At 72.1% G+C, this 22,747-nt stretch carries 22 protein-coding genes; 16 read left to right on the top strand and 6 right to left on the bottom strand.

What is annotated here, in order from left to right; translation table 11 throughout:
- Window positions 1-313: 313 nt before the first annotated feature.
- A complete protein-coding gene (locus tag ACQPYE_RS04130) occupies window positions 314-2,197 on the bottom strand; it encodes an ABC transporter ATP-binding protein (protein ID WP_498719206.1) in 1,884 nt (627 codons plus the stop codon).
- Window positions 2,198-2,481: 284 nt separating this feature from the next.
- Between ACQPYE_RS04130 and ACQPYE_RS04125 the strand changes: the two genes are divergently transcribed.
- A complete protein-coding gene (locus tag ACQPYE_RS04125) occupies window positions 2,482-3,405 on the top strand; it encodes a hypothetical protein (protein WP_498719205.1) in 924 nt (307 codons plus the stop codon).
- Window positions 3,406-3,475: 70 nt separating this feature from the next.
- On the opposite strand, the gene ACQPYE_RS04120 is transcribed toward ACQPYE_RS04125, so the two are convergent.
- Window positions 3,476-3,979, bottom strand: coding sequence for a hypothetical protein (locus ACQPYE_RS04120; protein ID WP_498719204.1), 504 nt, complete (start codon window positions 3,977-3,979; stop codon window positions 3,476-3,478).
- 121 nt (window positions 3,980-4,100) lie between these two features.
- Here ACQPYE_RS04120 and ACQPYE_RS04115 point away from each other — a divergent pair, with 121 nt between their 5' ends.
- Both ACQPYE_RS04115 and ACQPYE_RS04110 read left to right on the top strand, forming a co-directional pair.
- Window positions 4,101-4,964, top strand: a complete 864-nt coding sequence (locus ACQPYE_RS04115; protein ID WP_498719203.1) for a helix-turn-helix domain-containing protein — start codon at window positions 4,101-4,103, stop codon at window positions 4,962-4,964.
- On the top strand, window positions 4,961-5,164 hold the full coding sequence (locus ACQPYE_RS04110; RefSeq protein ID WP_498719202.1) for a DUF397 domain-containing protein: 204 nt from the start codon (window positions 4,961-4,963) through the stop codon (window positions 5,162-5,164). The genes ACQPYE_RS04115 and ACQPYE_RS04110 overlap by 4 nt, the downstream gene beginning before the upstream one ends.
- A gap of 68 nt (window positions 5,165-5,232) precedes the next feature.
- On the opposite strand, the gene ACQPYE_RS04105 is transcribed toward ACQPYE_RS04110, so the two are convergent.
- A complete protein-coding gene (locus ACQPYE_RS04105; RefSeq protein WP_498719201.1) occupies window positions 5,233-6,177 on the bottom strand; it encodes a 4-hydroxy-3-methylbut-2-enyl diphosphate reductase in 945 nt (314 codons plus the stop codon).
- 64 nt (window positions 6,178-6,241) lie between these two features.
- On the opposite strand from ACQPYE_RS04105, the gene ACQPYE_RS04100 reads away from it, so the two are divergent.
- From ACQPYE_RS04100 to ACQPYE_RS04065, 8 genes are all read left to right on the top strand, one after another.
- Window positions 6,242-6,784 (top strand): lipid droplet-associated protein, encoded by a 543-nt coding sequence (locus tag ACQPYE_RS04100; RefSeq protein WP_498719200.1) that lies wholly within the window; start codon window positions 6,242-6,244, stop codon window positions 6,782-6,784.
- Window positions 6,781-8,106 (top strand): exodeoxyribonuclease VII large subunit, encoded by a 1,326-nt coding sequence (gene xseA / locus ACQPYE_RS04095; RefSeq protein ID WP_498719199.1) that lies wholly within the window; start codon window positions 6,781-6,783, stop codon window positions 8,104-8,106. The genes ACQPYE_RS04100 and xseA overlap by 4 nt, the downstream gene beginning before the upstream one ends.
- The gene (locus ACQPYE_RS04090; protein ID WP_498719198.1) at window positions 8,087-8,494 is read left to right on the top strand and encodes a sugar ABC transporter substrate-binding protein; all 408 of its coding nucleotides are present in this window, start codon (window positions 8,087-8,089) and stop codon (window positions 8,492-8,494) included. The genes xseA and ACQPYE_RS04090 overlap by 20 nt, the downstream gene beginning before the upstream one ends.
- Window positions 8,491-8,700, top strand: coding sequence for an exodeoxyribonuclease VII small subunit (locus ACQPYE_RS04085; RefSeq protein ID WP_498719197.1), 210 nt, complete (start codon window positions 8,491-8,493; stop codon window positions 8,698-8,700). The genes ACQPYE_RS04090 and ACQPYE_RS04085 overlap by 4 nt, the downstream gene beginning before the upstream one ends.
- Window positions 8,701-8,755: 55 nt before the next feature.
- Entirely contained in the window at window positions 8,756-9,811 is a 1,056-nt protein-coding gene (gene glpX, locus ACQPYE_RS04080; protein WP_498719196.1) for a class II fructose-bisphosphatase, read from the top strand.
- A gap of 207 nt (window positions 9,812-10,018) precedes the next feature.
- Window positions 10,019-10,783 carry a S1 family peptidase gene (locus ACQPYE_RS04075; protein ID WP_498719195.1) on the top strand — a complete coding sequence of 255 codons (765 nt, stop codon included), beginning with the start codon at window positions 10,019-10,021 and terminating at the stop codon, window positions 10,781-10,783.
- Between the two features lie 161 nt (window positions 10,784-10,944).
- Window positions 10,945-11,532 carry a L,D-transpeptidase gene (locus tag ACQPYE_RS04070; RefSeq protein ID WP_498719194.1) on the top strand — a complete coding sequence of 196 codons (588 nt, stop codon included), beginning with the start codon at window positions 10,945-10,947 and terminating at the stop codon, window positions 11,530-11,532.
- Window positions 11,533-11,588: 56 nt separating this feature from the next.
- The gene (locus ACQPYE_RS04065) at window positions 11,589-12,020 is read left to right on the top strand and encodes a L,D-transpeptidase (RefSeq protein ID WP_498719193.1); all 432 of its coding nucleotides are present in this window, start codon (window positions 11,589-11,591) and stop codon (window positions 12,018-12,020) included.
- On the opposite strand, the gene ACQPYE_RS04060 is transcribed toward ACQPYE_RS04065, so the two are convergent.
- Window positions 12,017-13,003 (bottom strand): NAD(P)/FAD-dependent oxidoreductase, encoded by a 987-nt coding sequence (locus ACQPYE_RS04060; RefSeq protein ID WP_498719192.1) that lies wholly within the window; start codon window positions 13,001-13,003, stop codon window positions 12,017-12,019. The genes ACQPYE_RS04065 and ACQPYE_RS04060 overlap by 4 nt on opposite strands.
- 78 nt (window positions 13,004-13,081) lie before the next feature.
- Here ACQPYE_RS04060 and ACQPYE_RS04055 point away from each other — a divergent pair, with 78 nt between their 5' ends.
- Window positions 13,082-14,473: a class II fumarate hydratase gene (locus tag ACQPYE_RS04055; protein ID WP_498719191.1), complete on the top strand. Its 1,392-nt coding sequence runs from the start codon at window positions 13,082-13,084 to the stop codon at window positions 14,471-14,473.
- 55 nt (window positions 14,474-14,528) lie between these two features.
- On the opposite strand, the gene ACQPYE_RS04050 is transcribed toward ACQPYE_RS04055, so the two are convergent.
- On the bottom strand, window positions 14,529-15,443 hold the full coding sequence (locus ACQPYE_RS04050; RefSeq protein ID WP_498719190.1) for a DMT family transporter: 915 nt from the start codon (window positions 15,441-15,443) through the stop codon (window positions 14,529-14,531).
- A gap of 47 nt (window positions 15,444-15,490) precedes the next feature.
- On the opposite strand from ACQPYE_RS04050, the gene pdxR reads away from it, so the two are divergent.
- From pdxR to ACQPYE_RS04030, 4 genes are all read left to right on the top strand, one after another.
- On the top strand, window positions 15,491-16,867 hold the full coding sequence (gene pdxR / locus ACQPYE_RS04045; RefSeq protein ID WP_498719189.1) for a MocR-like pyridoxine biosynthesis transcription factor PdxR: 1,377 nt from the start codon (window positions 15,491-15,493) through the stop codon (window positions 16,865-16,867).
- Between the two features lie 56 nt (window positions 16,868-16,923).
- Entirely contained in the window at window positions 16,924-18,492 is a 1,569-nt protein-coding gene (locus ACQPYE_RS04040; protein WP_498719188.1) for an ATP-dependent DNA ligase, read from the top strand.
- A gap of 645 nt (window positions 18,493-19,137) precedes the next feature.
- The gene (locus ACQPYE_RS04035) at window positions 19,138-20,577 is read left to right on the top strand and encodes a GuaB1 family IMP dehydrogenase-related protein (RefSeq protein ID WP_498719187.1); all 1,440 of its coding nucleotides are present in this window, start codon (window positions 19,138-19,140) and stop codon (window positions 20,575-20,577) included.
- A gap of 92 nt (window positions 20,578-20,669) precedes the next feature.
- Window positions 20,670-21,392, top strand: coding sequence for a Pr6Pr family membrane protein (locus ACQPYE_RS04030; protein WP_498719186.1), 723 nt, complete (start codon window positions 20,670-20,672; stop codon window positions 21,390-21,392).
- Here the strand turns inward: ACQPYE_RS04030 and phoH2 are convergent.
- Window positions 21,380-22,669 carry an RNA 5'-3' helicase PhoH2 gene (phoH2, locus tag ACQPYE_RS04025; protein WP_498719185.1) on the bottom strand — a complete coding sequence of 430 codons (1,290 nt, stop codon included), beginning with the start codon at window positions 22,667-22,669 and terminating at the stop codon, window positions 21,380-21,382. The two genes, ACQPYE_RS04030 and phoH2, sit on opposite strands and share 13 nt — an antisense overlap.
- Between the last annotated feature and the right edge of the window lie 78 nt (window positions 22,670-22,747).

The following is a 22,747-nucleotide window of genomic DNA, read 5'->3' as shown; positions in this document are numbered from 1 at the left end:
GACCGAGGCGGGTCCGAAGGTAGCGCACCGGCGGACCCCCGGTCGTGGACCACCAGAGCCCCGGTCGTGGACCGCCGGTGTACCGGCGGTGTACCGGCGTGCGCCAAGCTCGACCACACGGGTCGCCGGCTGTGACCTTCACTGGGGGAGGGCCACAGCCACGACTCCCCCGCGCGCGCCGCCGCCGCGAGGCAGACCCCACGACCGGGCGACGGGCGCCGGGCGGCACCCTCCACCCGCCGCCCGGTCGTGGTCCACGTCTGCCGGCGAGTGCGCGGGCGGGCCACGACGCGAGCGGGCCCGCCGCCCCGGGCTAGGACGCGAGCAGGCCGCCCCGGTACGCGGAGGCCTGGAGCTCGAACAGCTCGAAGTAGTGCCCGCGCAACGCCATCAGCTGCTCGTGCGTGCCCTGCTCGATGATCCGGCCCTGGTCGAGCACGACGATCCGGTCGGCGTTGCGGATGTTCGCCAGCCGGTGCGTCACCAGGATCGTGGTGCGCCGCGCGGTCGCCTCGCGCAGGCCCTCGAACACCCTCGCCTCGGCCTTGGCGTCCAGCGCGGCCGTCGGCTCGTCGGCCACCAGCACCGCCGCGTCCCGGTACATGCCGCGCGCGATGCCCATCCGCTGCCACTGCCCGCCGGACAGGTCCTGCCCGTCGTTGAACTGCCGCGACAGCACCGTGTCCGGCCCGGCGGGCAGGCTCGCCAGCACCTCGTCCGCGCCCGACTTGGCCACCGCCTCCTGCCACGCCTCGTCGTCCTCGCGCTCCAGCCGCCCGACCGTCACGTTGTGCCGCGCGGTCATCGGCCACTGCGCCGGGTCCTGCGCGATCACCGCGATGGACGAGTGCACCGAGTGCGGGTCGGCTTCGGCCAGGTCGACGCCGTCCCACGCGACCGTGCCCGACGACGCCGGGTACAGGCCGGTCAGCACCTTGCCCAGCGTCGTCTTGCCCGACCCGTTCTCCCCCACCAGCGCGACGACCTCGCCCCTGGCCACGGTCAGGTTCACCTCGCGCAACGCGGGCTTCGGCGCGCCCGGGTAGGTGAACGAGACGTCCGTGAGCGTGATGTTCTCCGGGTCCTCCGGCGCCTTGACCGACGTGCTGCCCTGCGCCCGCTCCGCGCCCTCGACCAGCAGCTTGCGGTAGAAGTCGATGTAGAACGAGTCCTCGTACAGCGAGTTGACCGCGCGGGTCGTCGAGGCCAGCGACGAGAACCCGGTGCGCATGGCCAGCACCGCCGTGCCCGCCAGCGCCAGCTCCATGCCGCCGGTGTGCAGCAGGAAGCCCAGCACGACGTAGGCGATGGCGGTGCCGACGCCGGCCAGCGCGCGTCCGGTCAACCGCACCACGTTCGTGCGGTGCGCCATCCGGATCTCGTCGGCCATGAGGCTGTCCGAGATGCGCCGGTGCTCGCCGAGCAGCTGTTCCTGCAACGTCAGGGCGTGCCGCTCCAGCGCGAAGTCGCGCTCGGTGGCGACCTCCTCCACCACGCCCTTGCGGGTGTTGCGGGTCACCGAGTCGAGGAAGTGCTCGTAGCGCAGCTTGGACGCCCGCGCCGACGCCCAGGCGTTCGCGAACGCGGCCAGCAGCAGCGCCGGCGCCAGCCACGGGTTGAGGAACCCGACCGTCACCACCGCCGCGACCAGCGAGATGCCGCCGGACAGCAGGTCCGCCAGGTACCGCAGGCTGCTCTCCAGCGAGCGGACGCCGCGCCGGCCGCCCTGCCGGGCCAGCTCGCGGAAGTCGGCGTCCTCGAACGCGAGGAGCTGGGCGCGCACCAGGACCGCCGTCACCTCGTCGTTCGCCTCACGCGTGACGCGGGGCCGCAGCGAGCTCTCGACCGCCGCGACCGCCGTGTCGAGCAACGCGCGGACCACGAACGACCCGACCACCACCGCCAGCGCGGGTAACGCCTCCACCACGCGTTGCGGGGTCGGCCCGTCCCGCAGCAGCGCGGAGAACACGTCGGCGGTGGCGAGCAGCCCGAACGCGGTCACGCCGCCGGACAGCACGTGCACCACGCCGGCCAGCACGGTGAGCCGGGGCGAGGTGCGCCAGGCGAGCCGGACCACCATCGACACCGCCGACGGCAGGCTCTTGAGGGCCTTGCCCAAGCTCACCGACGTCCCACCGCGACGACGGGCCCACTTGGGGGTGGCCACGTTCTCCACCCCGATCAGCACGGTGCTCATCGTCCCAGGAAACGCGAACTTCACGCCCGCGCCAACCACGTTCACGATCAGCGCAGCTCAACGCCACGCGCGAGCCGGACTGTCGTACCGCCGTGCGACGATCACCGCGGGACTCCCCGACGTGCCCGCCGGAATGGAATAACCCGCCGATCCGCTAACGCGCGGACGATTCCCGCCGACAGGCGGGTTGACCCGGGCAATCGCGCCGCCGCCCCGTCACCCGGACGCCTTTTCGGCTTTCCGCGCGGTCGTTCGACGCGCACGAATCGCGAATGGAGAAACCCATGCGCACAATTCCCGGCCGGGCGCGCCTCGGTGTGGCCGCCCTCGCGGCGGTGCTGGCGTCGGCGGTGCTGACCACGCCCGCCTCGGCCGCCGTGCCACCGTACGACCCGAGCCTCGGGCGCACGCCCTACCAGCCCGACAAGATGCTGGTCGACCCCTACCCCGGTGACGCGCGGGACCAGCGCAACCAGTACGGGTTCAACCTCACCCAGTACCGCGGCCTGGCCAATCCCGCCTATTACGAGCTGGTGGACCACTACACGGTCAAGCTCTACCGCAACCGTCGCGGCCTGCCCGAGAACGACCCGCGGCTGGCGCGGGAGGAGCGGTGGTTGGAGGGCTTCGACGAGGTGCTCTCCACCATGGTCCTGGAGACCAACAAATGGGTCGGCGGGCGGCTGGAGTACCTCGACTACGACGGCGAGTCCTACCTGACCACGCCGAGGCCGGCCCACCAGATCAGCATCACCTTCGACCCGCAGCTGACCGGCGCCGTCGGGATCGCCTACCCCGGCACCACCCTCGACCGGCGGGGCGTGGCCCTCACCGGCGGCAACATCAGCTTCGCGCACCTGCCGCAGTGGACCGACCTGGTCGAGGGCAGCCTGGCCGGCGACCGGGAGTCCCGCTACCAGATCGCGCTCAAGGTGATGCACGAGTTCGGCCACCACATGGGGCTCAACCACTACTTCGCCGAGTTCCAGGGCCAGTACGCGCTGATGGGCGGGCGGACCGTGGACGACGTCACCAGCTGGAACCAGGTGCTGTCGCGCGGCGATAAGGCCGGGCTGCTGGCGATGGCCGGCTGGCGGGAGCGGGCGAAGAAGTGCGGTGAGACGGGTGTCTGCGACCCGATCTGGTACAAGGACGCGATCGTGGCGTGGCCGCCGAGCCCGCCCGACCACCGCTACGACCGGGGCTGAGAGCCGCTGTCGCGCCGATCGGGGTGGCGGCCCTGGCCGGGCTCCGATCGCCGCGAGGACATTTCGATCTTCAGGTCAACGCCGGCTCTTCGCTCTTCCCGGCGAGCTGCCCGGCGGCCTTCACCGCATCGGCCGCCCGCACGGCATCCTCGGCAGCTTCGTCGGCCAAGTCGATCGCCTCGCCGGCGGCTCGCACGGCCCTCGATGCCCGTTCCGCCGCCTCGATTGCGGCCCGTCCCGCCCGGTGCGCCCACTCGGCCTGCTCGTCGGCACCCACCCGCCGCGCGACCTCGACCCGCGCCAACGCCAGCTCGCCCGCCCTGCGTGCCTGCACCCCGGCGTCGAAGGCGTCGTGCACCAGCGTTTCCGCCGCTTCAGCCCGCACCATGTCACCCAACGCGGCTGTGGTCTGCTCCCGCAACGCCTCCACGTGCTCCCGCTCCAGGACGATCTCGATCGTGTCCCCCAAGTTCAGGAACGCCGTCTTGTCCAGGCTTCCGCGCAGGCGTACCGGAACCCCCGCCTCCAGCCGCAGCCCGAGACTCGTCACAACGCCGTCCGACACCCAGCTCACCTGATCAACTCCTCGTGTGGGAATCTTGCTCAGCGCAGTTACACAGTTACTCATCGTCATGGACGAGATTACTGTGTAACCGACTACTGTCTAGACCTACGATCGGGTGAAGGGATCTCTCGTGGCGCTCTCGACCACGCCCACGGTGCTCCGCCGCTACATCGCGTTCGAGCTGCGACGCCTCCGCGAGATCGCGGGCAAGAGCCAACTCGACGCCGGGAAGCGGCTGGACACGTCGAAGTCCCGCATCACGCACTTCGAATCGGGCCGGAACCTGCCGAAGCTGACCGACGTCGAGCTGCTGCTGCCGTTCTACGGCGCGGACGACCTGGTCTCCGGCTTCCGGGAGCTGATCGTGCAGGCCCGCACCGCCGCGCCCGTCTTCGAGTGGGACGAGTCGATGACCCTCCCACCGGGCTTCGACCTCTACCTCGGCCTGGAGCAGGGCGCGAGCCGGCTCATCACTTACGACGCCATGACCTTCAAGGGCATTCTCCAGTGCCGGCCCTATGCCGAGGCGTTGTTTCGCGGCCACGAAGTGGGCCTGCCCGACTCGGAGGTTCAGCGCAGGCTCGACCTGCGAATGCGACGACAGGACGCGCTCAACCGGGACGAGTCGCCGCTGGAGCTGGCGGCTGTGATCGACCAAGCCGTCCTGCACAGGCGGATCGGCGGCCCGGGGGTGCTCGGCCTACAGCTGGACCACCTGCTGACAGCCGCCGAGCGCCCGAACATCACAGTCCGGGTGCTGCCTTACAGCGTGGGCGTGCACCCGGCTCTGCACGGGTCGTTCACGATCTTGGAGTTCCCGATCGAACGTGATCCGGGCGTCGTCTACGTCGAAGATCGAATCGGTGGTCGGTACAGGGACGATACTGAGGAGATCGACGAGTACGCCGCCGTTGCCGGCCGGCTGCTGGAGCTGGCGCTCCCCGAATCGGACTCGGCGTCGATGATCAACGAGGCTCGCGAGGAGTTGAGATGAGCACCTGGTCATGGCGGAAGTCATCCCGGTCGGCGACCAACGGGGACTGCGTCGAGGTTGGCACCAGCGCCTCGACGGTCGTCGTCGGCGTCCGTGACAGCAAGCTGGGCGAAAAGAGCCCGATCCTGACGTTCGCGCCCGGCACGATGGCCGCGTTCGTCACCACCGCCAAGAACGGCGGGTTCGACGGCGCGGCCTGACGAACCGCAGAACCGCGAAGCGCCCCCGCCATGACCGGCGTGGGGCGTTTCGGCACGTCAGGGGCGTGCTAGCGGACCATGTCCTTGCGCAGTTCGCGCGGCAGGGCGAAGGCGATCTTCTCGTTCGCCGTGGTGATCTCCTCGACGTCGCCGTACCCGTGCGTCGCCAGGAACTCCAGCAGCTCCATCACCAGGATGTCCGGCACCGACGCGCCCGACGTCACGCCGACCGTCGCGACGCCCTCCAACCACGCGAGGTCGACCTCGTTCGCGTAGTCGATCAGGTACGACGCCCGCGCGCCCGCCTGCAGCGCCACCTCGACCAGCCGCACCGAGTTGGACGAGTTCTTCGACCCGACCACCAGCACCAGGTCGCACTCCGGCGCCATCGTCTTCACCGCGGTCTGCCGGTTGGACGTCGCGTAGCAGATGTCGTCCGACGGGGGCTCCTGGAGGTCCGGGAACCGGTCCTGCAACTGCCGCACCCGCACCATCGTCTCGTCCACCGACAGCGTGGTCTGCGAGAGCCAGACCACCTTGGACGGATCGCGCACCACGACCTTGTCGACGTCCTCGGCGGTGTCCACGAGCTGGATGTGCGAGGGCGCCTCGCCGTACGTGCCCTCGACCTCCTCGTGTCCTTCGTGGCCGATGAGCAGGATGTCGTAGTCCTCGCGGGCGAACCGCTTGGCCTCGTTGTGGACCTTGGTCACCAACGGGCAGGTGGCGTCGATCGTGCGCAGCTGCCGCGAGGCGGCCTCCTCGTGCACGGCGGGCGACACGCCGTGCGCCGAGAACACCACGAGCGCGCCCTCGGGCACCTCGTCGGTCTCGTCGACGAAGATCGCGCCGCGCCGGGACAGGGTCTCCACGACGTGCTTGTTGTGGACGATCTCCTTGCGCACGTAGACCGGCGCGCCGTACTGCTCCAGCGCCTTCTCCACGGTCACGACGGCACGGTCCACACCGGCGCAGTAGCCACGCGGCTTGGCCAGGAGCACTCGCTTGTCCATGACCACCAGGGTACGGCGTGCCGGATGTAGGCATCCGACGGCCGACTGCGGCAGGCTGTAGGGCATGAAGCCACTGCCCCTGACCGTCCGCCTCGCCGCGGGACTGGCGGTCACCGCCGTCGAGCAGGCCCGGAAGCTGCCGGGGCAACTCGTGGGCCTCCCGGTCACCGTGGTCAGTGAGGCCCTGCAGCTGTCCATGCGGCTCCAGCAGCGGGTGACGGAACTCGCAATCAAGGGTGACGACGCGCTGTCGGTGCTGCGGCCGGTGGAGCAGGAACCCGGGTGGGCGACGTTCGACGAGGACGAGGACGTCGCGACCCCGCCGGCCGGCGCGGGCGCCGGGGCCGGTCCCGACGCGGGCCCCGACCTCGACGCCGAACTCGACGCCGACGACCCGTGGTCGGTGGAGGAGCAGGCCCTGGCCGCCGAGCCGCCCGCCGTGCTGCCGAACTACGACGAGCTGTCGTTGGCGCAGCTCAGGGCACGTCTGCGCACCCTGACCGCCGAGGACCTCGAAGAGCTGCTGGCGCACGAGCGCACGCACGCCGCGCGCCCCGAGTTCACCGGCATGCTCACCCGCCGCATCGCGAACCTCGAGAACCAGTGAACGCCGAGAGGACGAGCACCGAGAGGTCCCCGGACGAAAGGTCGAGCCCCGAGAACCCGTGGCCGGTTCGCACGGTCGCGCGCAAGATCTTCGACTGGATCAACCGGCTCGGCGACGTGTGGGTGGAGGGCCAGGTCACCCAGCTGAGCGCGCGCCCGGGCACGGCGACGGCGTTCCTCACCCTGCGCGACCCGTCCGTGGACATGTCGATGCAGCTGACCGCGCCCGTGGGCATGGTGCGCGAGTTGCAGCTGTCCGAGGGCAGCCGCGTGGTGGTGCACGGCAAGCCCAACTTCTTCCCGAACCGGGGCACCCTGAGCCTGCGCGTGGACGAGATCCGGCAGGTCGGCATCGGCGAGCTGCTGGCCCGGATCGAACGGCTGCGCAAGCTCCTCGGCGCCGAGGGCCTCTTCGACCCCCGGCGCAAGCGCAAGCCGCCGTTCCTGCCGAACAAGATCGGCCTCGTGACGGGACGCGCGTCGGCCGCCGAGCGGGACGTGCTGACCAACGCGCACGCCCGCTGGCCGGGCGCCCGGTTCCGGGTGGTCAACGTCGCGGTGCAGGGCGCGCTGGCGGTGCCGCAGATCCTCACCGCGCTGTCCACCCTGGACCGCGACGCCGAGGTGGACGTCATCGTGCTGGCCCGCGGCGGCGGCAGCGTGGAGGACCTGCTGCCGTTCTCGGACGAGGCGCTGTGCCGGGCGGTGGCGCAGTGCCGCACGCCGGTGCTGTCCGCGATCGGGCACGAGCCGGACACCCCGCTGGTGGACCACGTGGCCGACCTCCGGTGCTCCACGCCGACCGACGCGGGCAAGCGGGTGGTGCCGGACGTCGCGGAGGAGGGCGAGCGGATCCGCCAGCTGCGCGACCGCAGCAGGCGCGCCCTGCACGGCTGGGTGGACCGGGAGCGGAAGCTGCTCGCGGCGCTGCGCACGCGGCCCGCGCTCGCCGACCCGCACGGCCCGCTGGACCGGCGGGCGGAGGACGTGGACCGGTTGCGCGAACGCGCCCGGCGCGCGGTGCGCAACCGCCTCGACGCGGAGACCTCCGGCCTGGTCGCCACCACGGCGCGCTTGACGACCCTCGGCCCTGCCGCCACGCTGGCGCGGGGTTACGCGGTGGTCCAACTGGTCACCCCCGACGGGGTCGACGGCGTGCTCCGCTCGACCTCCCAAGCTCCCGCGGGCACCCGGCTGAGGGTGCGCGTGGCCGACGGCGCGGTGCACGCGGTCGTCACCTCCGGAGGGGACGGCGAGGAGCCCCCCGGCGGAGACGGCAAGGCGGCCCGAGAAGGAGGCGGTGGTGCCGAACCCCGCACGTGAGCCCACGTTCCTGCCCTTGACGGTGGCCGCCGCGGGCGAGGCCGACGACGAAGGCGCCGGCGCCGTGCGCAGCCGCGCCGTGTCGGCCGACCAGGCCGCCGCCGACTGCTGGCTGGCCCTGGTGGCCGGCTGCACGTCGGGCAGGCAGACGTTGATCAACCGGTTACACGACCTGTCCGAGGCGACCTCCGGCTACGCCGGGATGCGGTGGTGGCTGGGCCACGGCTCGGTGCACCGCAGGCGCGTCGTCGACGCCGAGCACCGCATCGACGACGCCGTGCGCGAAGGCGACGGCGCGGAGTTCGCCGAGGCGTTCATCGGGTACGACCAGGCGGTCGCGACCGTCGTGGTGCACGTCCAGAACCGATTGGGGAAGTTGTCCACGTGAGCGAGCCGGGCTACGAGCAGGCCAGGGACGAGTTGGTGGAGGTGGTCCGCAGGCTGGAGGCGGGAGGACTGTCGCTGGAGGAGTCGCTGGCGCTGTGGGAACGCGGCGAGGCCTTGGCGAAGACGTGCGAGCGGCGGCTCGCGGGCGCCCGGGAGCGGATCGATCAAGCACTCAGTGTGACCGAGGAGGACGTGGCCGAGGCGTGATGACGTGCGAGGATTGGTCTACCGGCCGGTAATCGCAGTCGCAGGAGGAACCCCCATGGTCACAGGCAGCAGCCCGTCCGAGCGCCGTCGCGAGGCACCCGACCGGAACCTCGCGCTGGAGCTCGTCCGGGTCACCGAGGCGGCCGCGATGGCCGCCGGGCGCTGGGTGGGGCGCGGCGACAAGAACGGCGGCGACGGCGCGGCGGTGGACGCCATGCGCAAGCTGATCGGCACCGTGTCCATGCGCGGCGTGGTCGTGATCGGCGAGGGCGAGAAGGACGAGGCGCCCATGCTGTTCAACGGCGAGGAGGTCGGCGACGGCAACGGCCCCGAGTGCGACGTGGCGGTCGACCCGATCGACGGCACCACGTTGATGGCCAAGGGCATGCCGAACGCCCTCGCGGTGCTCGCGGTGGCCGAGCGCGGTGCGATGTTCGACCCGTCGGCCGTGTTCTACATGGAGAAGCTCGCCACCGGACCGGAGGCGGCGGACGTCATCGACATCACCGCGCCGATCGCGGAGAACATCCGCCGGGTGGCGAAGGCCAAGCACAGCGACGTCTCCGACGTGACGGTGTGCCTGCTGGACCGGCCGCGGCACGAGTCGCTGGTCAGCGAGGTGCGCGCGGCCGGGGCCCGGATCCACTTCATCTCCGACGGCGACGTGGCGGGCGCGATCTCGGCGGCCCGGCCGAACACCGGCATCGACCTGCTGGTCGGCATCGGCGGCACGCCGGAGGGGATCATCGCGGCGGCGGCGCTGAAGTGCATGGGCGGCGCGATCCAGGCCAAGCTGTGGCCCAAGGACGACGAGGAGCGGCGCAAGGCGCTGGACGCGGGCCACGACCTGGACCGCGTGCTGCTGACCGACGACCTGGTGCGCGGCGACAACGTCTTCTTCTGCGCGACCGGCGTGACGGACGGCGACCTGGTGCGCGGCGTGCACTACCGGGCGGGCGGCTGCACGACCCAGTCGATCGTGATGCGCTCGAAGTCCGGCACGGTGCGGATGATCGACGGCTTCCACCGGCTGACCAAGCTGCGCGAGTACTCGTCGGTCGACTTCGACATCCCGGTCACCGGCCAGGACGCCCTGCCGCCGCTCCCCTAGCCGCACCCCTGTCGCTCTTGACCGCTCCCCCGACCGTTTCCGGCCTCTCTTGACCGGTTCTCCGGCCCGCGGTCGGACGGTCGCCACCGAGAGCCGGCAACGGTCAACCGAGCGTTACCGGCCGATCGGCTGTGGCGATCACGTCGCGTTCATCCCTAGTTTCCGATCCGTCCCCGAGCACCCTGCGCCGGGGACGGAGAGGAAGCGATGAAGGTTCGTACCCTGTTCACCGCCTTCGCGGTGGCGGTCGGCGCGGCTCTCGCATCGGCGGCCGGGGCGGCGGCGGCCCCGGCGACCGACGGCGTCACCCCGTTCATCGTGGGCGGCGGCAACGCCACGCAGACCTACTCGTGGATGGTCTCCCTGCAGAGCACCACGGGCAGCCACTTCTGCGGCGGCTCGCTGATCAAGGCCAACTGGGTCGTCACGGCCAAGCACTGCGTGCAGGGCCGGTCGGCGTCCTCGATCCGGGCCCGCATCGGCACGACCAACCGCACCAGCGGCGGCACGGTCGCGACCGGCGCGCAGATCGTGACCAACTCGTCGTACGACATCGCGCTCGTGCGCCTGTCCACCTCGGTGGGCCAGACGCCGATCGCGGTGGCGTCGACGTCGGGCGCGGTCGGCACGGCCACCCGCATCATCGGGTGGGGCCAGACGTGCGCCCCGCGCGGTGGCTGCGGCGCGCCGACGATCCTCCAGGAGCTGAACACGTCGATCGTGTCGGACGGCAGCTGCCTGGGGATCTACGGCTCCTACGAGATCTGCACGAACAACCCGAACGGCAACGCGGGCGCCTGCTACGGCGACTCGGGTGGCCCGCAGGTCAAGTCCGTGAACGGGGTGTGGCAGCTGATCGGCGCCACGAGCCGCGCGGGCAACAACAGCTCCACCTGCGCCACCGCGCCGTCGATCTACATGGACGTGCCGGCGTTCCGCTCGTGGATCAGCCAGTACGCGGGCGCGGTCTAGGCCGTTCGGTCGCGTTCGAAGGGCCGTCCCTCCTCCGGGTGGGGCGGCCCTTTCCCATTCGTTACCGAAGGGCTTGCAACCAGGGCCCGCAGCACGGCGTCTCCAGGATCAGCACACAGCACGATTTCCGGGGGGTGCGCGAGATGCGCAGAGCAGCACTGGTGGCAATCGCTTTGCTGGCAACGGCTTGTGGGACGTCCGAGGCTTCCGGCCCGGCCACGTCCCCTTCTTCTTCCACTTCTTCCGCTCCGGCCGCGCCGACGTCGGGGTCGACGGCCCCGTCCACGCCGGCCGACCCGTCCACACCGGACGCCCCGGTCGCCGTCCCGGCGGAGGAGACCACCAGGACCCCGGACCCGCAGCCCGCGCCGCCGCCACCGCCGGTGACCGTGGCCGGCACGCCGTGCGACATCACCGAGGGGGCGTGCGTGCGGTTGTCGACCAACGAGTCGTGGCTGATCAGCGGGGGCAAGGTCGACTACGGGCCGGTGCCGACGACGTCCGGGCGACCCGGCTACGAGACGCCCGTCGGCTACCACTCGGTGCTGTGGAAGGTCGAGCTCGACCACAGCCGCGACTTCGGCATGGCCGAGATGCCGTACTCGACGTACTTCGTGAGCAACGGCATCGCGTTCCACGAGGGCAGCCTCACCGACGAGTCCCACGGCTGCATCCACCTGGCACGTGAAGCGGCGGCGAAGTACTTCCACACCCTCCAGGTGGGTGACCAGGTCCAGGTGGTTGCGTAACGCGGTGTGTCGGATCACTCCTCGGTGGGTAATCCTGACACCGAGGAGTGATAGCGATGAGGAAGACGCTCGGCACGACGGCGATAGCCGCGGCGGCCCTGACCTTCGGCCTCGCGACACCCGCTTCCGCTTCCACCGGCACGCCGTGCTCCGTACCGAACGGCGCGTGCGTGCAGCTGTCCACCAACCAGGCGTGGCTGATCTACGACGGGAGCGCCAGCTACGGCCCCGTCCCGGTGTCCCACGGGATGCCCGGCTACGAGACCCCGGTCGGCACCTATCCCGTGCTGCGCAAGGTGAAGGACGACTGGAGCGTGCCCTACAACGGACCGATGCCGAACGCGGTGTACTTCACCACGGACGGCATCGCGTTCCACCAGGGCGACACCACCCTCCGGTCGCACGGCTGCGTCCGACTGGGCGCGCGGGAGTCGCTGGTGTTCTACGACAACCTGTTCCCCGGTGAGCAGGTCCAGGTGGTGCCCTAACCCGCGTTGCTCGAATGGCCCGGGAACAGGTGCGCTCCCGGGTTGAGCAGCACGGCGATGTTGTTGACCGCGGTGGCGGCCTCGCCGAACCCGGTGGCGATCAGCTTGACCTTGCCGGGGTACTGGGCGACGTCACCCGCCGCGTAGACGCGGTCCCGGGCGGTGCGCATGGTGCTGTCCACCAGCACCGCCCGGTGGTCCAGCTCCACGCCCCACGACTCGATCGGGCCGAGGTCGGCGGTGAAGCCCAGCGCCGCGACCACGGACTGCGCGGGCAGCACCTTGCGGTCGCCGCCCTTGAGCCCCAGCTCCACCTCGGCCAGGTCCGGCGCGCCGCGCAGCTCCAGCACCTCGGCGTCGGTGATGATCTCCACGCCCAGGTCGCGGACCTGCCGCACGGTGGGCGGGTGCGCCCGGAACGTCGCCCGCCGGTGCACCAGCGTGACGCTGGCCGCGATCGGGTGCAGCGCCAGCGCCCAGTCGAACGCCGAGTCACCACCGCCGACGACCACCACGTCCTGCCCGGTGTGGACGTTGAGCTTGGGCACGAAGTGCACCACGCCCCGGTCCAGCCAGCCGTCGCCCGCGGGCAGCGGGCGCGGCCGGAACTCGCCGATGCCCGCCGTGATCAGCACCGCGCCGGCGCGCACCACGCCGCCGTCGGCCAGCCCGACCACCAGCCGACCGCCCCCACCCGAATCGTCCACTTCGGACAGTGTGCGGGCCTGCCTGCCGAGCAGGTAGGTCGGCTGCCACTGGTCCGCCTGCTGCACGAGCGCGGTCACCAGCTCGCGCCCGCGCACCGCCGGGAACCCGGCCACGTCGAAGATCATCTTCTCCGGGTACATCGCGGTGATCTGCCCGCCCGCCTCGGGCAGCGCGTCGACCAGCGCGACCGACAGGTCCCGGAACCCCGCGTAGTACGCCGCGAACAGGCCGGTGGGGCCCGCACCGACGATCAGCAGGTCGACCTCAAGCTCCATCCCTCGACCATAGGTGTTCCAGGCCACTCTTCCCACCTTCTCGGGCCGAACACGGCAAGGCGCGACAAACTCGGGTGCATGGCTGAACAGGAGTACCGCGTCGAGCACGACACCATGGGCGAGGTCAGGGTGCCGGCGGACGCGCTGTGGCGTGCGCAGACGCAGCGCGCGGTGGAGAACTTCCCCATCTCGGGGCGCGGCCTGGAACGCGCCCAGATCCGCGCGCTGGGCCTGCTCAAGGCCGCCGCCGCGCGGGTGAACGAGCGGTTGGGGGTGCTGGAACCCGAAGTCGCCGCGGCCATCGCCTCGGCCGCCGACGCCGTCGCGGCGGGCGAGCACGACGCGCACTTCCCGGTGGACGTGTTCCAGACCGGCTCCGGCACGTCGTCGAACATGAACGCCAACGAGGTCATCGCCACCCTGGCCACCCGCGCGCTGGGCCGTGACGTGCACCCGAACGACCACGTCAACGCGTCGCAGTCGTCCAACGACACGTTCCCGACCACGCTGCGGGTCGCGGCGACGGAGGCGGTGGCGCGTGACGTCGTGCCGGCCCTGGAGCACCTGCTCTCGGTGCTGGACGCCCGCGCCGCCGACTGGACGTCCCTGGTGAAGTCGGGCCGGACGCACCTGATGGACGCCGTGCCGATCACCTTGGGCCAGGAGGCGGGCGCGTGGGCGACCCAGGTCCGCTACGGCGTCGAGCGCCTCACCTCGTCGCTGCCCCGGTTGGCCGAGCTGCCGATCGGCGGCACGGCGGTGGGCAGCGGCCTGAACGCGCCCGCCGGCTTCGGCGCCGCCGTCGCGGCGGAGCTGGCCTCGGTCACCGGCCTGCCGCTGACCGAGGCCCGCGACCACTTCGAGGCGCAGGCCACGCAGGACGGCGTGGTGGAGATCTCCGGGCAGCTGCGGGCCACCGCCGTGGGGCTCTACAAGATCGCGAACGACCTGCGGTGGCTGGGTTCGGGACCGCGCACCGGGCTGGGCGAGCTGGCGCTGCCGGACCTCCAGCCGGGCTCGTCGATCATGCCGGGCAAGGTGAACCCGGTGATCTCCGAGGCCACGATGATGGTGGTCGCGCAGGTCATCGGCAACGACGCGGCGGTGGCGTTCGCCGGGTCGCAGGGCAACTTCCAGCTCAACGTGATGCTGCCCGTGATCGCCCGCAACGTCCTGGAGTCGTCCCGCCTGCTGGCGGCCGTCGCCCGGCTGCTGGCCGACAAGGTCCTGACCGGGGCCGAACCGCAGGTCGACCGGATGCGCGAGTACGCCGAGTCGTCACCGTCCATCGTCACCCCCCTCAACCGCTACCTGGGCTACGAGGAGGCCGCCTCCATCGCCAAGCAGTCCCTGCGCGAGCGCAAGACCATCCGCGAGGTCGTCCTGGAGCGCGGCCACGTCCCCTCGAAGCTCTCCGAAGCCGACCTGGACCGCGCCCTGGACGTCCTCCGCATGGCCAACCCCCACTGACCCCCGAGAGTCCTACCTCCACAACGCGCGTGTCCTACGTTCAGGACACCCGAGTTCAACGCTCGGAACGCGCAACCCGGGCGTTCGGCTCGACCAGGGGCGGGCGGTCGACGTCGGCCGCCCGCCCCCGCAGCCCGATCACGCACCCCACCGCCACCGCGACCGCCCCGGCCAACGCCACCGCGGTCAACGCCTGCGCGCCCAACGCCACCGAGGCCACCAGCCCGGCCACCGGCATCAACCCGATCAGCACCCCGGCCCGGTCCGCGCCCAACCGCGCCACGGCGAAGTACCAGAGCCCGAAGGCCACCGCCGTCAGCACGACCCCCAGCACCACCAGCGCCACGCCCTCGCGCACCGTCGGCACCTGCCACCCGCCGACGAACGTCCCCACCACCCCGCCGACCACGGCCGCGACCAGGCAGCACCACGTCGCCACCGCCAACCCGCCCAACCGCCGCACCACCCCCACCGCGAACAGCGTGAACGACGCCTCGCCCGCCATCGTCAACAACGCCAGCAGCAGCCCCGGCCCGTGCCACGACCCACCACCCGACAGCACCACCACCCCGCCGACCACGGCCACCGCGCCCACCACCGCCGCCACGGCCGGCTTCCGCCCCGCCAGCAACGGCGCGACCAGCGCCAGCACCAGCGGACTCGCCCCGAGAACGGCCGCGACGAACCCCGGCTCGGCGTACCGCTGCGCGTACAGCACGCACGCGGTGAACCCGAGCATCCCGGTCGCCACCAAGCCGATCAGCGCCGGCCAGTCCCGCCGCCCCGGCACGGGCAGCCGCCCACCCCGCGCCCGGATCCACCCGAGCAGCACCACCCCGCCCAGCGCGTACCGCATCGCCTGCCCCGTGAGCAGCGGATATGCCTGGAGCATGCCCGTCACCGGCACGGACGCGCCCACGATCACCGACGACAACGCACCCGCCGCGATCGCGGTTCTGCCATTTCCCATGGCGAGGACTCTTCGCGACCAGTGGTCCAGGATTAAGCTCCACTTCGATGCCCATCAACTGGACCACTTACCGCGAGCTCCTCCTCCTCCCCGCCCCGACGAACGGCAGGCGCGCGGTGGAGTCCGAGCTGCGCCGCGCGGTGCGGGACGGGCGGCTCGCACCGGGCACCCGCCTGCCCTCCAGCCGCGACCTGGCCGCCCAGCTCGGCGTCGCCCGCGGCACGGTCACGTCCGCGTACGCGCAGCTCATCGGCGAGGGCTACCTGACCGCGCGGCGCGGCTCGGGCACCACCGTGACGGCCACCTCCACGTGGCCGGGCGCCGCCGCCCCCGACACCGAGCCCGCGCCGAGGTTCCGGTACGACCTGAAGCCCGGCGTGCCCGCGTTGAGCGCGTTCCCCCGTGACGAGTGGTCGCAGGCGCAGAAGTCGGCGTTGGCGGACCTGTCCACCGACGACCTGGGCTACCCCGACCCGGCCGGTTTCGCGCCGCTGCGGCGTGAGCTGGCGGACTACCTGGGCCGGGTGCGCGCGGTGGCGGCGCGACCGTCCGAAGTGGTCGTGACGAACGGCGCGGCGGAGGGGATCTCCTTGCTGGGCAGGGTTCTGCGCGCGGCCGGGCACCGCAGCGTGGCCGTCGAGGAGCCGAGCCACTTCGGCGCGTCGGAGATGCTGGCGTCGCACGGCCTGGCGATCCGGCCGATCCCGGTCGACTCCGACGGGCTGCGCGTCGACGTGCTGGCCGCGACGGACTGCCGGGCGGTGTTCGTCACGGCGGCGCACCAGTTCCCGTTGGGCGTCGTGCTGCACCCGGAGCGTCGGCGCGCGCTGTTGGAGTGGGCGCGCGCGTGCGACGGGTTGGTGGTGGAGGACGACTACGACGCCGAGCACCGCTACGACCGGCCGGCGTTGGGCGCGATGCAGGCGCTCGACCCGACGCGGGTGGTGTACCAGGGCAGTGCGAGCAAGGTGCTCGCGCCCGCGTTGCGGCTGGGGTGGCTGGTGCTGCCGGCGGCGTTGCGCGACGTCGTGGTGGACCGCAAGCGGTTGGACGACCTCGGCACGGGGACGTTGCACCAGGCGGCGTTGGCCCGGCTGCTCGGCGGCGGCGGGTACGACCGGCACCTGCGGCGCACGCGCCAGCTGTACCGGGCGCGGCGGGACGCGCTGGTGGGGTCGTTGCGGGCCGTGCTGCCGGAGTGGGAGCCGATCGGGGTGGCGGCCGGGTTGCACGTGGTCGTGCGGCTGCCCGCCGGGACGGACGACGTGGCGTTGCAGGAGCGGCTGGCGCGGCGCGGGGTGAACGCGCCGGCGTTGGCCCGGTACGCGCGCACGCCGACGTTCCCCGGGCTGGTGCTCGGGTACGCGGCGTTGACGCCGGACCGGCTGCGGGAGGCCGTCGCGGAGCTGCGCGCGGCGGTCTGACCGCCCAGGTTTCCGCTGATCCTGTTCTTGTCGGTGGTCGGGTGCACCATGGTCACGTGTTGTTCGCCGAAGTCGTCGAGACGTCCGCCGCGGTGGCGGCGACGCGTTCCCGCTTGGCCAAGGTCGCCGCGCTGGCCGGGTTGGTGCGCCGGATGAGCACGCCCGCGGTGGTGTCGTTCCTGGTCGGCGTGCCCAGCCAGGGTCGGATCGGCGCGGGCTGGCGCACCGTGTTCGACCTGGACGTCCCGCCTGCCCCGGCGCCTTCGCTGACGGTGTCCGACGTGGACGAGGCGCTGGGGTCGTTCGCGTCGATCGGCGGCCGGGGTGCGGCTGCTCGCCGGGCGGAGGCGCTGACCTCGCTGTTCGGCAGGGCCACCGCGGCCGAGCAGGACTTCCTGCGTCGGCTGCTGACGGGTGAGCTGCGTCAAGGCGCCCTCGAAGGGGTGATGGTGGACGCGATCGCGCGGGCGGCCGACGTGCCCGGCGAGGTGGTGCGGCGGGCGTTCATGCTGTCGGGGTCGCTGCCGGGGACCGCGGAGGCGGCGATGGGCGGTGAGGACGCGGCGGCGTCGGCGGCGGCGTTGGCCGCGTTCCGGCTGGAGGTGGGGCGGCCGGTGCGACCGATGCTGGCGTCGCCGGCGGAGTCGCTGTCCTCGGCGCTGGCGGAGCTGGGGCCGTGCGTGGTGGAGCACAAGCTGGACGGCGCGCGGATCCAGGTGCACCGGTCGGGTGACGAGGTGCGGATCTTCACGCGGACGTTGCGCGAGATCACCGGCACCGTGCCGGAGCTGGTGGAGCTGGTGCGGGCCCTGCCGTGCACGTCGGTGGTGCTCGACGGCGAGACGCTGGCGCTGACCGACGACGGCAAGCCCCGGCCGTTCCAGGAGACGATGAGCCGGTTCGGGGCGCAGGACGTCCGGGAGCTGCTGCTGAGCCCGTTCTTCTTCGACTGCCTGCACCTGGACGGCGTGGACCTGCTGGACGAGCCGCTGTCGGTGCGGCTGGACGCGTTGCGGCGGGTGGCGGGGTCGCACGTGATCCCGGGGGTGGTGTCGCCTTCGCCTTTGTCTTCGCCATCGCCGGAGGAGGGAGCGGCGGCGCGGGTGCTGGACGAGGCGTTGGCCGGCGGGCACGAGGGCGTGATGGTGAAGTCGCTCGGGTCGGTGTACGCGGCGGGTCGGCGGGGGCGGGCGTGGCAGAAGGTGAAGCCGGTGCACACGCTCGACCTGGTGGTGCTCGGGGTGGAGTGGGGCAGCGGTCGGCGGCGGGGGCTGCTGTCGAACCTGCACCTGGGGGCGCGCGATCCCGATGGGGGCGCGCCGATCATGGTCGGCAAGACGTTCAAGGGGCTGACGGACGAGTTGCTGGCGTGGCAGACGCGTGAGTTGATGGCGATCGCGACGGAGAAGACCGAGTGGGCGGTGGTGGTCAGGCCGGAGATGGTGATCGAGATCGAGCTGGACGGGGTCCAGGTGAGCTCCAGGTACCCGGGCGGCGTAGCCCTCCGCTTCGCCCGCGTGCTCCGCTACCGACCGGACAAGGACGCGGGCGAGGCGGACACCATCGACGCCGTCCGCGCCCTGCTGCCCCAACGTGCCACCACCCCACCAAACACAATCGGGTGATCATGGCCCGAAAATGTACGGAAACACCGTTACCGCCCCTCGGTTAAAACGAAGAGGAACCCAACCAACCCGGCCCGCGCCGCAACCACCCAGCCACCCCATCCCCAGCCCCACTCCAACTCCCACCAAACCCCACACCAAGCCGCCCACCCAGACCCGGAGCCGCCCACCCCAGCCACAGCCCGCCCACACCTGCCCAACCGCTCACCCAGCGACCGGGCCACCTCCCCACCCAGCGACCGGCCACCTCCCCACCCCGCCCAGCCAACCCACCCGCCCCGCCACCCGCCGGACCCGACACCACCGGACCGCCGGCCAGCCACCGCCGGACCCCGCCAGCCACCGGACCGCCGGCCAGTCCCCGGCCGGACCCCGCCGGCCGGCACGCGGACCCAGGCAGCTAAGTCGCGATCGGGCAGTCCGCGCCCCTCCAACCCCGACCGGACCCCAGCGGCCGGCCCACGATGCCACCTGACGGCCGCGACGCAACCGGCCAACTGGCCGCGCGAGACCAGGCGGCTCGATCGGTTGAGCCGCAGGAGTGCGGGCTTGGAGGAAGCTACAACCGCAGACCCCGTATCGGTCCCCCCGCTAGTGCGGACAACCAGGGCAAATTGGCCCCGACGCGAGTATCGTCAAGTTCTCGTGCGGTTCATCGAAGGGCATCGGCCCAGCTACGACCTGACCTACGACGACATCTTCCTCGTGCCCGGCCGATCGGCCGTGGACTCGAGGTTCGGTGTCGACTTGTCGACCTCCGATGGAACGGGGGCGACGATCCCGATCGTGGTCGCGAACATGACCGCGGTGGCGGGACGGCGGATGGCGGAAACCGTGGCGCGACGCGGCGGGCTGGTGGTGCTCCCGCAGGACGTGGCGCCGGAAGCGGTCGCGGAGATCGTCCAGTGGGTCAAGGCACGGCACGCCGTGTGGGACACCCCGCTGACGCTGCACCCCGGTGACTCGGTCGCCGACGCGGTCAACCTCCTGCACAAGCGGGCGCACGGGGCGGTGGTCGTGGTCGACGACGACGGCCGGCCCACGGGGGTCGTGGACGAGGCGGCGTGCGCGGGCGTCGACCGGTTCACGCGGTTGCACGACGTGGCCGACGAGCGCATCGTCACCCTTCCGTTGGACACCCCTCCGCGCGAAGTCTTCGACCGGCTCCACGGCGGCACCCAGCGGATCGCGCTCGGGGTCGACGCCGACGGACGCCTCCGCGGCGTGATGACCAGCCTGGGCGCCCTGCGCGCCGACGTCTACCAACCCGCCCTCGACGACGCGGACAAGCTCCGCGTCGCCGCCGCCATCGGCGTGAACGGCGACGTCACCGCCAAGGCCGAGCACCTCCTCCAGGCCGGCGTCGACACCCTCGTCGTCGACACCGCCCACGGCCACCAGGAGAAGATGCTCGCCGCCCTCAAGGCCGTCCGCGAGGCCCGCCCCGCCGTCCCGGTCGTCGCCGGCAACGTCGTCACCGCCGAAGGCGTCCGCGACCTGGTCGAAGCGGGCGCGGACATCATCAAGGTCGGTGTCGGCCCGGGCGCGATGTGCACCACCCGGATGATGACGGGCGTCGGCCGCCCGCAGTTCTCCGCCGTCGCCGAGTGCGCCGCCGAGGCCCGCCGGCTCGGCAGGCACGTCTGGGCCGACGGCGGCGTCCGCCACCCGCGCGACGTCGCCCTCGCCCTCGCCGCCGGCGCGTCCAGCGTCATGATCGGCTCCTGGTTCGCCGGCACCTACGAGTCGCCCGGCGACCTCCAGCGCGACGAGCAGGGCCGCCTCTACAAGGAGTCGTTCGGCATGGCGTCCAAGCGCGCCGTGTCCGCCCGCACCCGCACCGACAACGCGTTCGACCGCGCCAGGAAGGGCCTGTTCGAGGAGGGCATCTCCACCTCGCGCATGCGGCTGGACCCGAACAGCCCCGGCGTCGAGGACCTGCTCGACGCCATCACGGCGGGCGTCCGCAGCTCCTGCACCTACGCCGGCGCCCAGACCCTGGAGGAGTTCCACGCCAAGGCGACCCTCGGCGTGCAGAGCGCGGCCGGTTTCGCCGAAGGTCGCCCGCTGCCGTCCGGCTGGTAACCCCTTCGAGATGCCCACCAGGGCCGGCGTCCGGCGCGGCCCTGGTGGGGGTTCGGCCGGCAGAACCCCGGAACCGGCCCGATGATCGGGCGATGAGCACCGCACCGAGCCCCACCCCCTGGCACACCGGCTCACGGGTGTGGCACGGCGTGCTGGCGGCCGTGATCGCCGCGTCCCTGATCACCCAACTGGTGCTGATCTTCACCGGTGGGGCGGACGTCAACTCCGGCGACACCGCGACCCAGGTGACGCTCGGTGTCCGCCTCCTCCGCCTGTTCAGCTACTTCACCATTCAGAGCAACCTGTTCGTGCTCGTCGTGGCGATCACGCTGGCGGTGAACCCGGTCCGGGACGGGCGCGGTTGGCGGGTGGCCCGGCTGGACGCCCTGCTCGGCATCACGATCACCGGCCTCGTGTTCGCCCTCGTGCTCGCGCCGCTGGTGCACCACGTCGGCATCGCCTGGTGGGTGAACCTCGGCTTCCACCAGCTGTCGCCGGTGCTGGCGGTGCTCGGGTGGCTGCTGTTCGGTCCCCGTCCGCGCGTCGACCGGGCCACCGTCGCCAGGGCGTTGCTCATCTGGCCCGTCCTGTGGATCGCCTACACGTTCGTCCACGGCGCGGTCACCGACTGGTACCCGTACCCGTTCCTGGACGCCACCGAGCTCGGCTTCGGCGCCGCCCTGCGCAACGCCCTGCTCGTGCTCGTCGCCGCCGCGGTCCTGGCCTGGCTCGCCGGGGTCGTCGACCACAAGCTGAAAGCCGCCCCGGTCACGGCGACCGGGGCGGCCTCGACGTCGGACCGTCAGGAGGCGTAGTCCTCCAGCATCTCGGTGACCAGCGCGGCGATCGGCGAGCGCTCCGAGCGGGTCAACGTGACGTGCGCGAACAGCGGGTGGCCCTTCAGCTTCTCGATGACCGCCGCCACGCCGTCGTGCCGCCCGACGCGCAGGTTGTCACGCTGCGCCACGTCGTGCGTGAGCACCACCCGCGAGTTGGCGCCCAACCGCGACAGCACGGTCAGCAGCACGTTGCGCTCCAGCGACTGCGCCTCGTCCACGATCACGAACGAGTCGTGCAGCGACCGGCCCCGGATGTGGGTCAGCGGCATGACCTCCAGCATGCCGCGGTCCATGATCTCCTCGACGACGTCCTGGCTGACCAGCGCGCCGAGGGTGTCGAACACCGCCTGCGCCCACGGCTGCATCTTCTCGCTCTCGGAACCGGGCAGGTACCCCAGCTCCTGGCCGCCCACCGCGTACAGCGGGCGGAACACCACGACCTTGCGGTGCTGGCGGCGTTCCATGACCGCCTCCAACCCCGCGCACAGCGCGAGCGCCGACTTCCCGGTGCCGGCCCGTCCGCCCAGCGAGACGATGCCGACCTCGGTGTCCAGCAGCAGGTCCAGCGCGACGCGCTGCTCGGCCGACCGACCGTGCAGCCCGAACGCCTCCCGGTCGCCGCGCACCAGCCGCAGCTGCTTGTCCGGCGTGACCCGGCCCAACGCGCTCGACGTGCCCGCGAGCAGCCGCAACCCGCTGTGGCACGGCAGCTCGGCCACGTGCGCGAGGTCGAACAGCGCCGGGTCGATCACGCTGTCGCGGTAGAGCGCGTCCACCACGGTCTGGTCGACGTCCACGTCGGACATCCCGGAGTAGCCGGACAGCGTGACGTCGTGCGCCCGGTACTCCTCGGCGGCCAGGCCGACCGCGCCCGCCTTGACCCGCAGCGGCATGTCCTTGGTGACCAGCGTGACGGCGTTGCCCTCGGCCGCGAGGTTGAGCGCGCAGGCCAGTATGCGGGCGTCGTTGGAGTCCGTGCGGAAACCCGCGGGCAGCACCTCCGGGTCGGAGTGGTTGAGCTCGACGCGCAGCGTGCCGCCGGCCTCGCCGATCGGGACCGGGTGGTCCAGCCGGCCGTGCCGCAGTCGCAGGTCGTCGAGCAGGCGCAACGCCTCCCGGGCGAACCAGCCCAGTTCCGGGTGGTGCCGCTTGCCCTCCAGCTCGCTGATCACCACGAGCGGCAGCACGACCTCGTGCTCGGCGAACCGCGTGGTGGCCAGGGGATCGGAGAGCAGCACGGACGTGTCCACCACGTACGTGTTGGTCGTCGGCGCGCCACGGCGCCGGGAAGTGCTGCGCGATGAGCCTGAGGAACGGCTCGCGGGTCGTCG

Source organism: Actinosynnema sp. CA-299493 (assembly GCF_050946825.1).
Taxonomy (GTDB): domain Bacteria; phylum Actinomycetota; class Actinomycetes; order Mycobacteriales; family Pseudonocardiaceae; genus Actinosynnema.
This window is presented reverse-complemented; position numbering and strand designations above follow the sequence as displayed.

Coding starts and splice junctions, on each gene's coding strand:
- ACQPYE_RS04105 (WP_498719201.1), bottom strand. CDS start 6,177: ATGGACAAGCGAGTGCTCCTGGCCAAGCCGCGTGGCTACTGCGCCGGT.
- ACQPYE_RS04100 (WP_498719200.1), top strand. CDS start 6,242: ATGAAGCCACTGCCCCTGACCGTCCGCCTCGCCGCGGGACTGGCGGTC.
- ACQPYE_RS04075 (WP_498719195.1), top strand. CDS start 10,019: ATGAAGGTTCGTACCCTGTTCACCGCCTTCGCGGTGGCGGTCGGCGCG.
- ACQPYE_RS04110 (WP_498719202.1), top strand. CDS start 4,961: ATGAGCACCTGGTCATGGCGGAAGTCATCCCGGTCGGCGACCAACGGG.
- ACQPYE_RS04125 (WP_498719205.1), top strand. CDS start 2,482: ATGCGCACAATTCCCGGCCGGGCGCGCCTCGGTGTGGCCGCCCTCGCG.
- ACQPYE_RS04065 (WP_498719193.1), top strand. CDS start 11,589: ATGAGGAAGACGCTCGGCACGACGGCGATAGCCGCGGCGGCCCTGACC.
- ACQPYE_RS04030 (WP_498719186.1), top strand. CDS start 20,670: ATGAGCACCGCACCGAGCCCCACCCCCTGGCACACCGGCTCACGGGTG.
- ACQPYE_RS04055 (WP_498719191.1), top strand. CDS start 13,082: ATGGCTGAACAGGAGTACCGCGTCGAGCACGACACCATGGGCGAGGTC.
- pdxR (WP_498719189.1), top strand. CDS start 15,491: ATGCCCATCAACTGGACCACTTACCGCGAGCTCCTCCTCCTCCCCGCC.
- ACQPYE_RS04050 (WP_498719190.1), bottom strand. CDS start 15,443: ATGGGAAATGGCAGAACCGCGATCGCGGCGGGTGCGTTGTCGTCGGTG.
- ACQPYE_RS04060 (WP_498719192.1), bottom strand. CDS start 13,003: ATGGAGCTTGAGGTCGACCTGCTGATCGTCGGTGCGGGCCCCACCGGC.
- ACQPYE_RS04130 (WP_498719206.1), bottom strand. CDS start 2,197: ATGAGCACCGTGCTGATCGGGGTGGAGAACGTGGCCACCCCCAAGTGG.
- glpX (WP_498719196.1), top strand. CDS start 8,756: ATGGTCACAGGCAGCAGCCCGTCCGAGCGCCGTCGCGAGGCACCCGAC.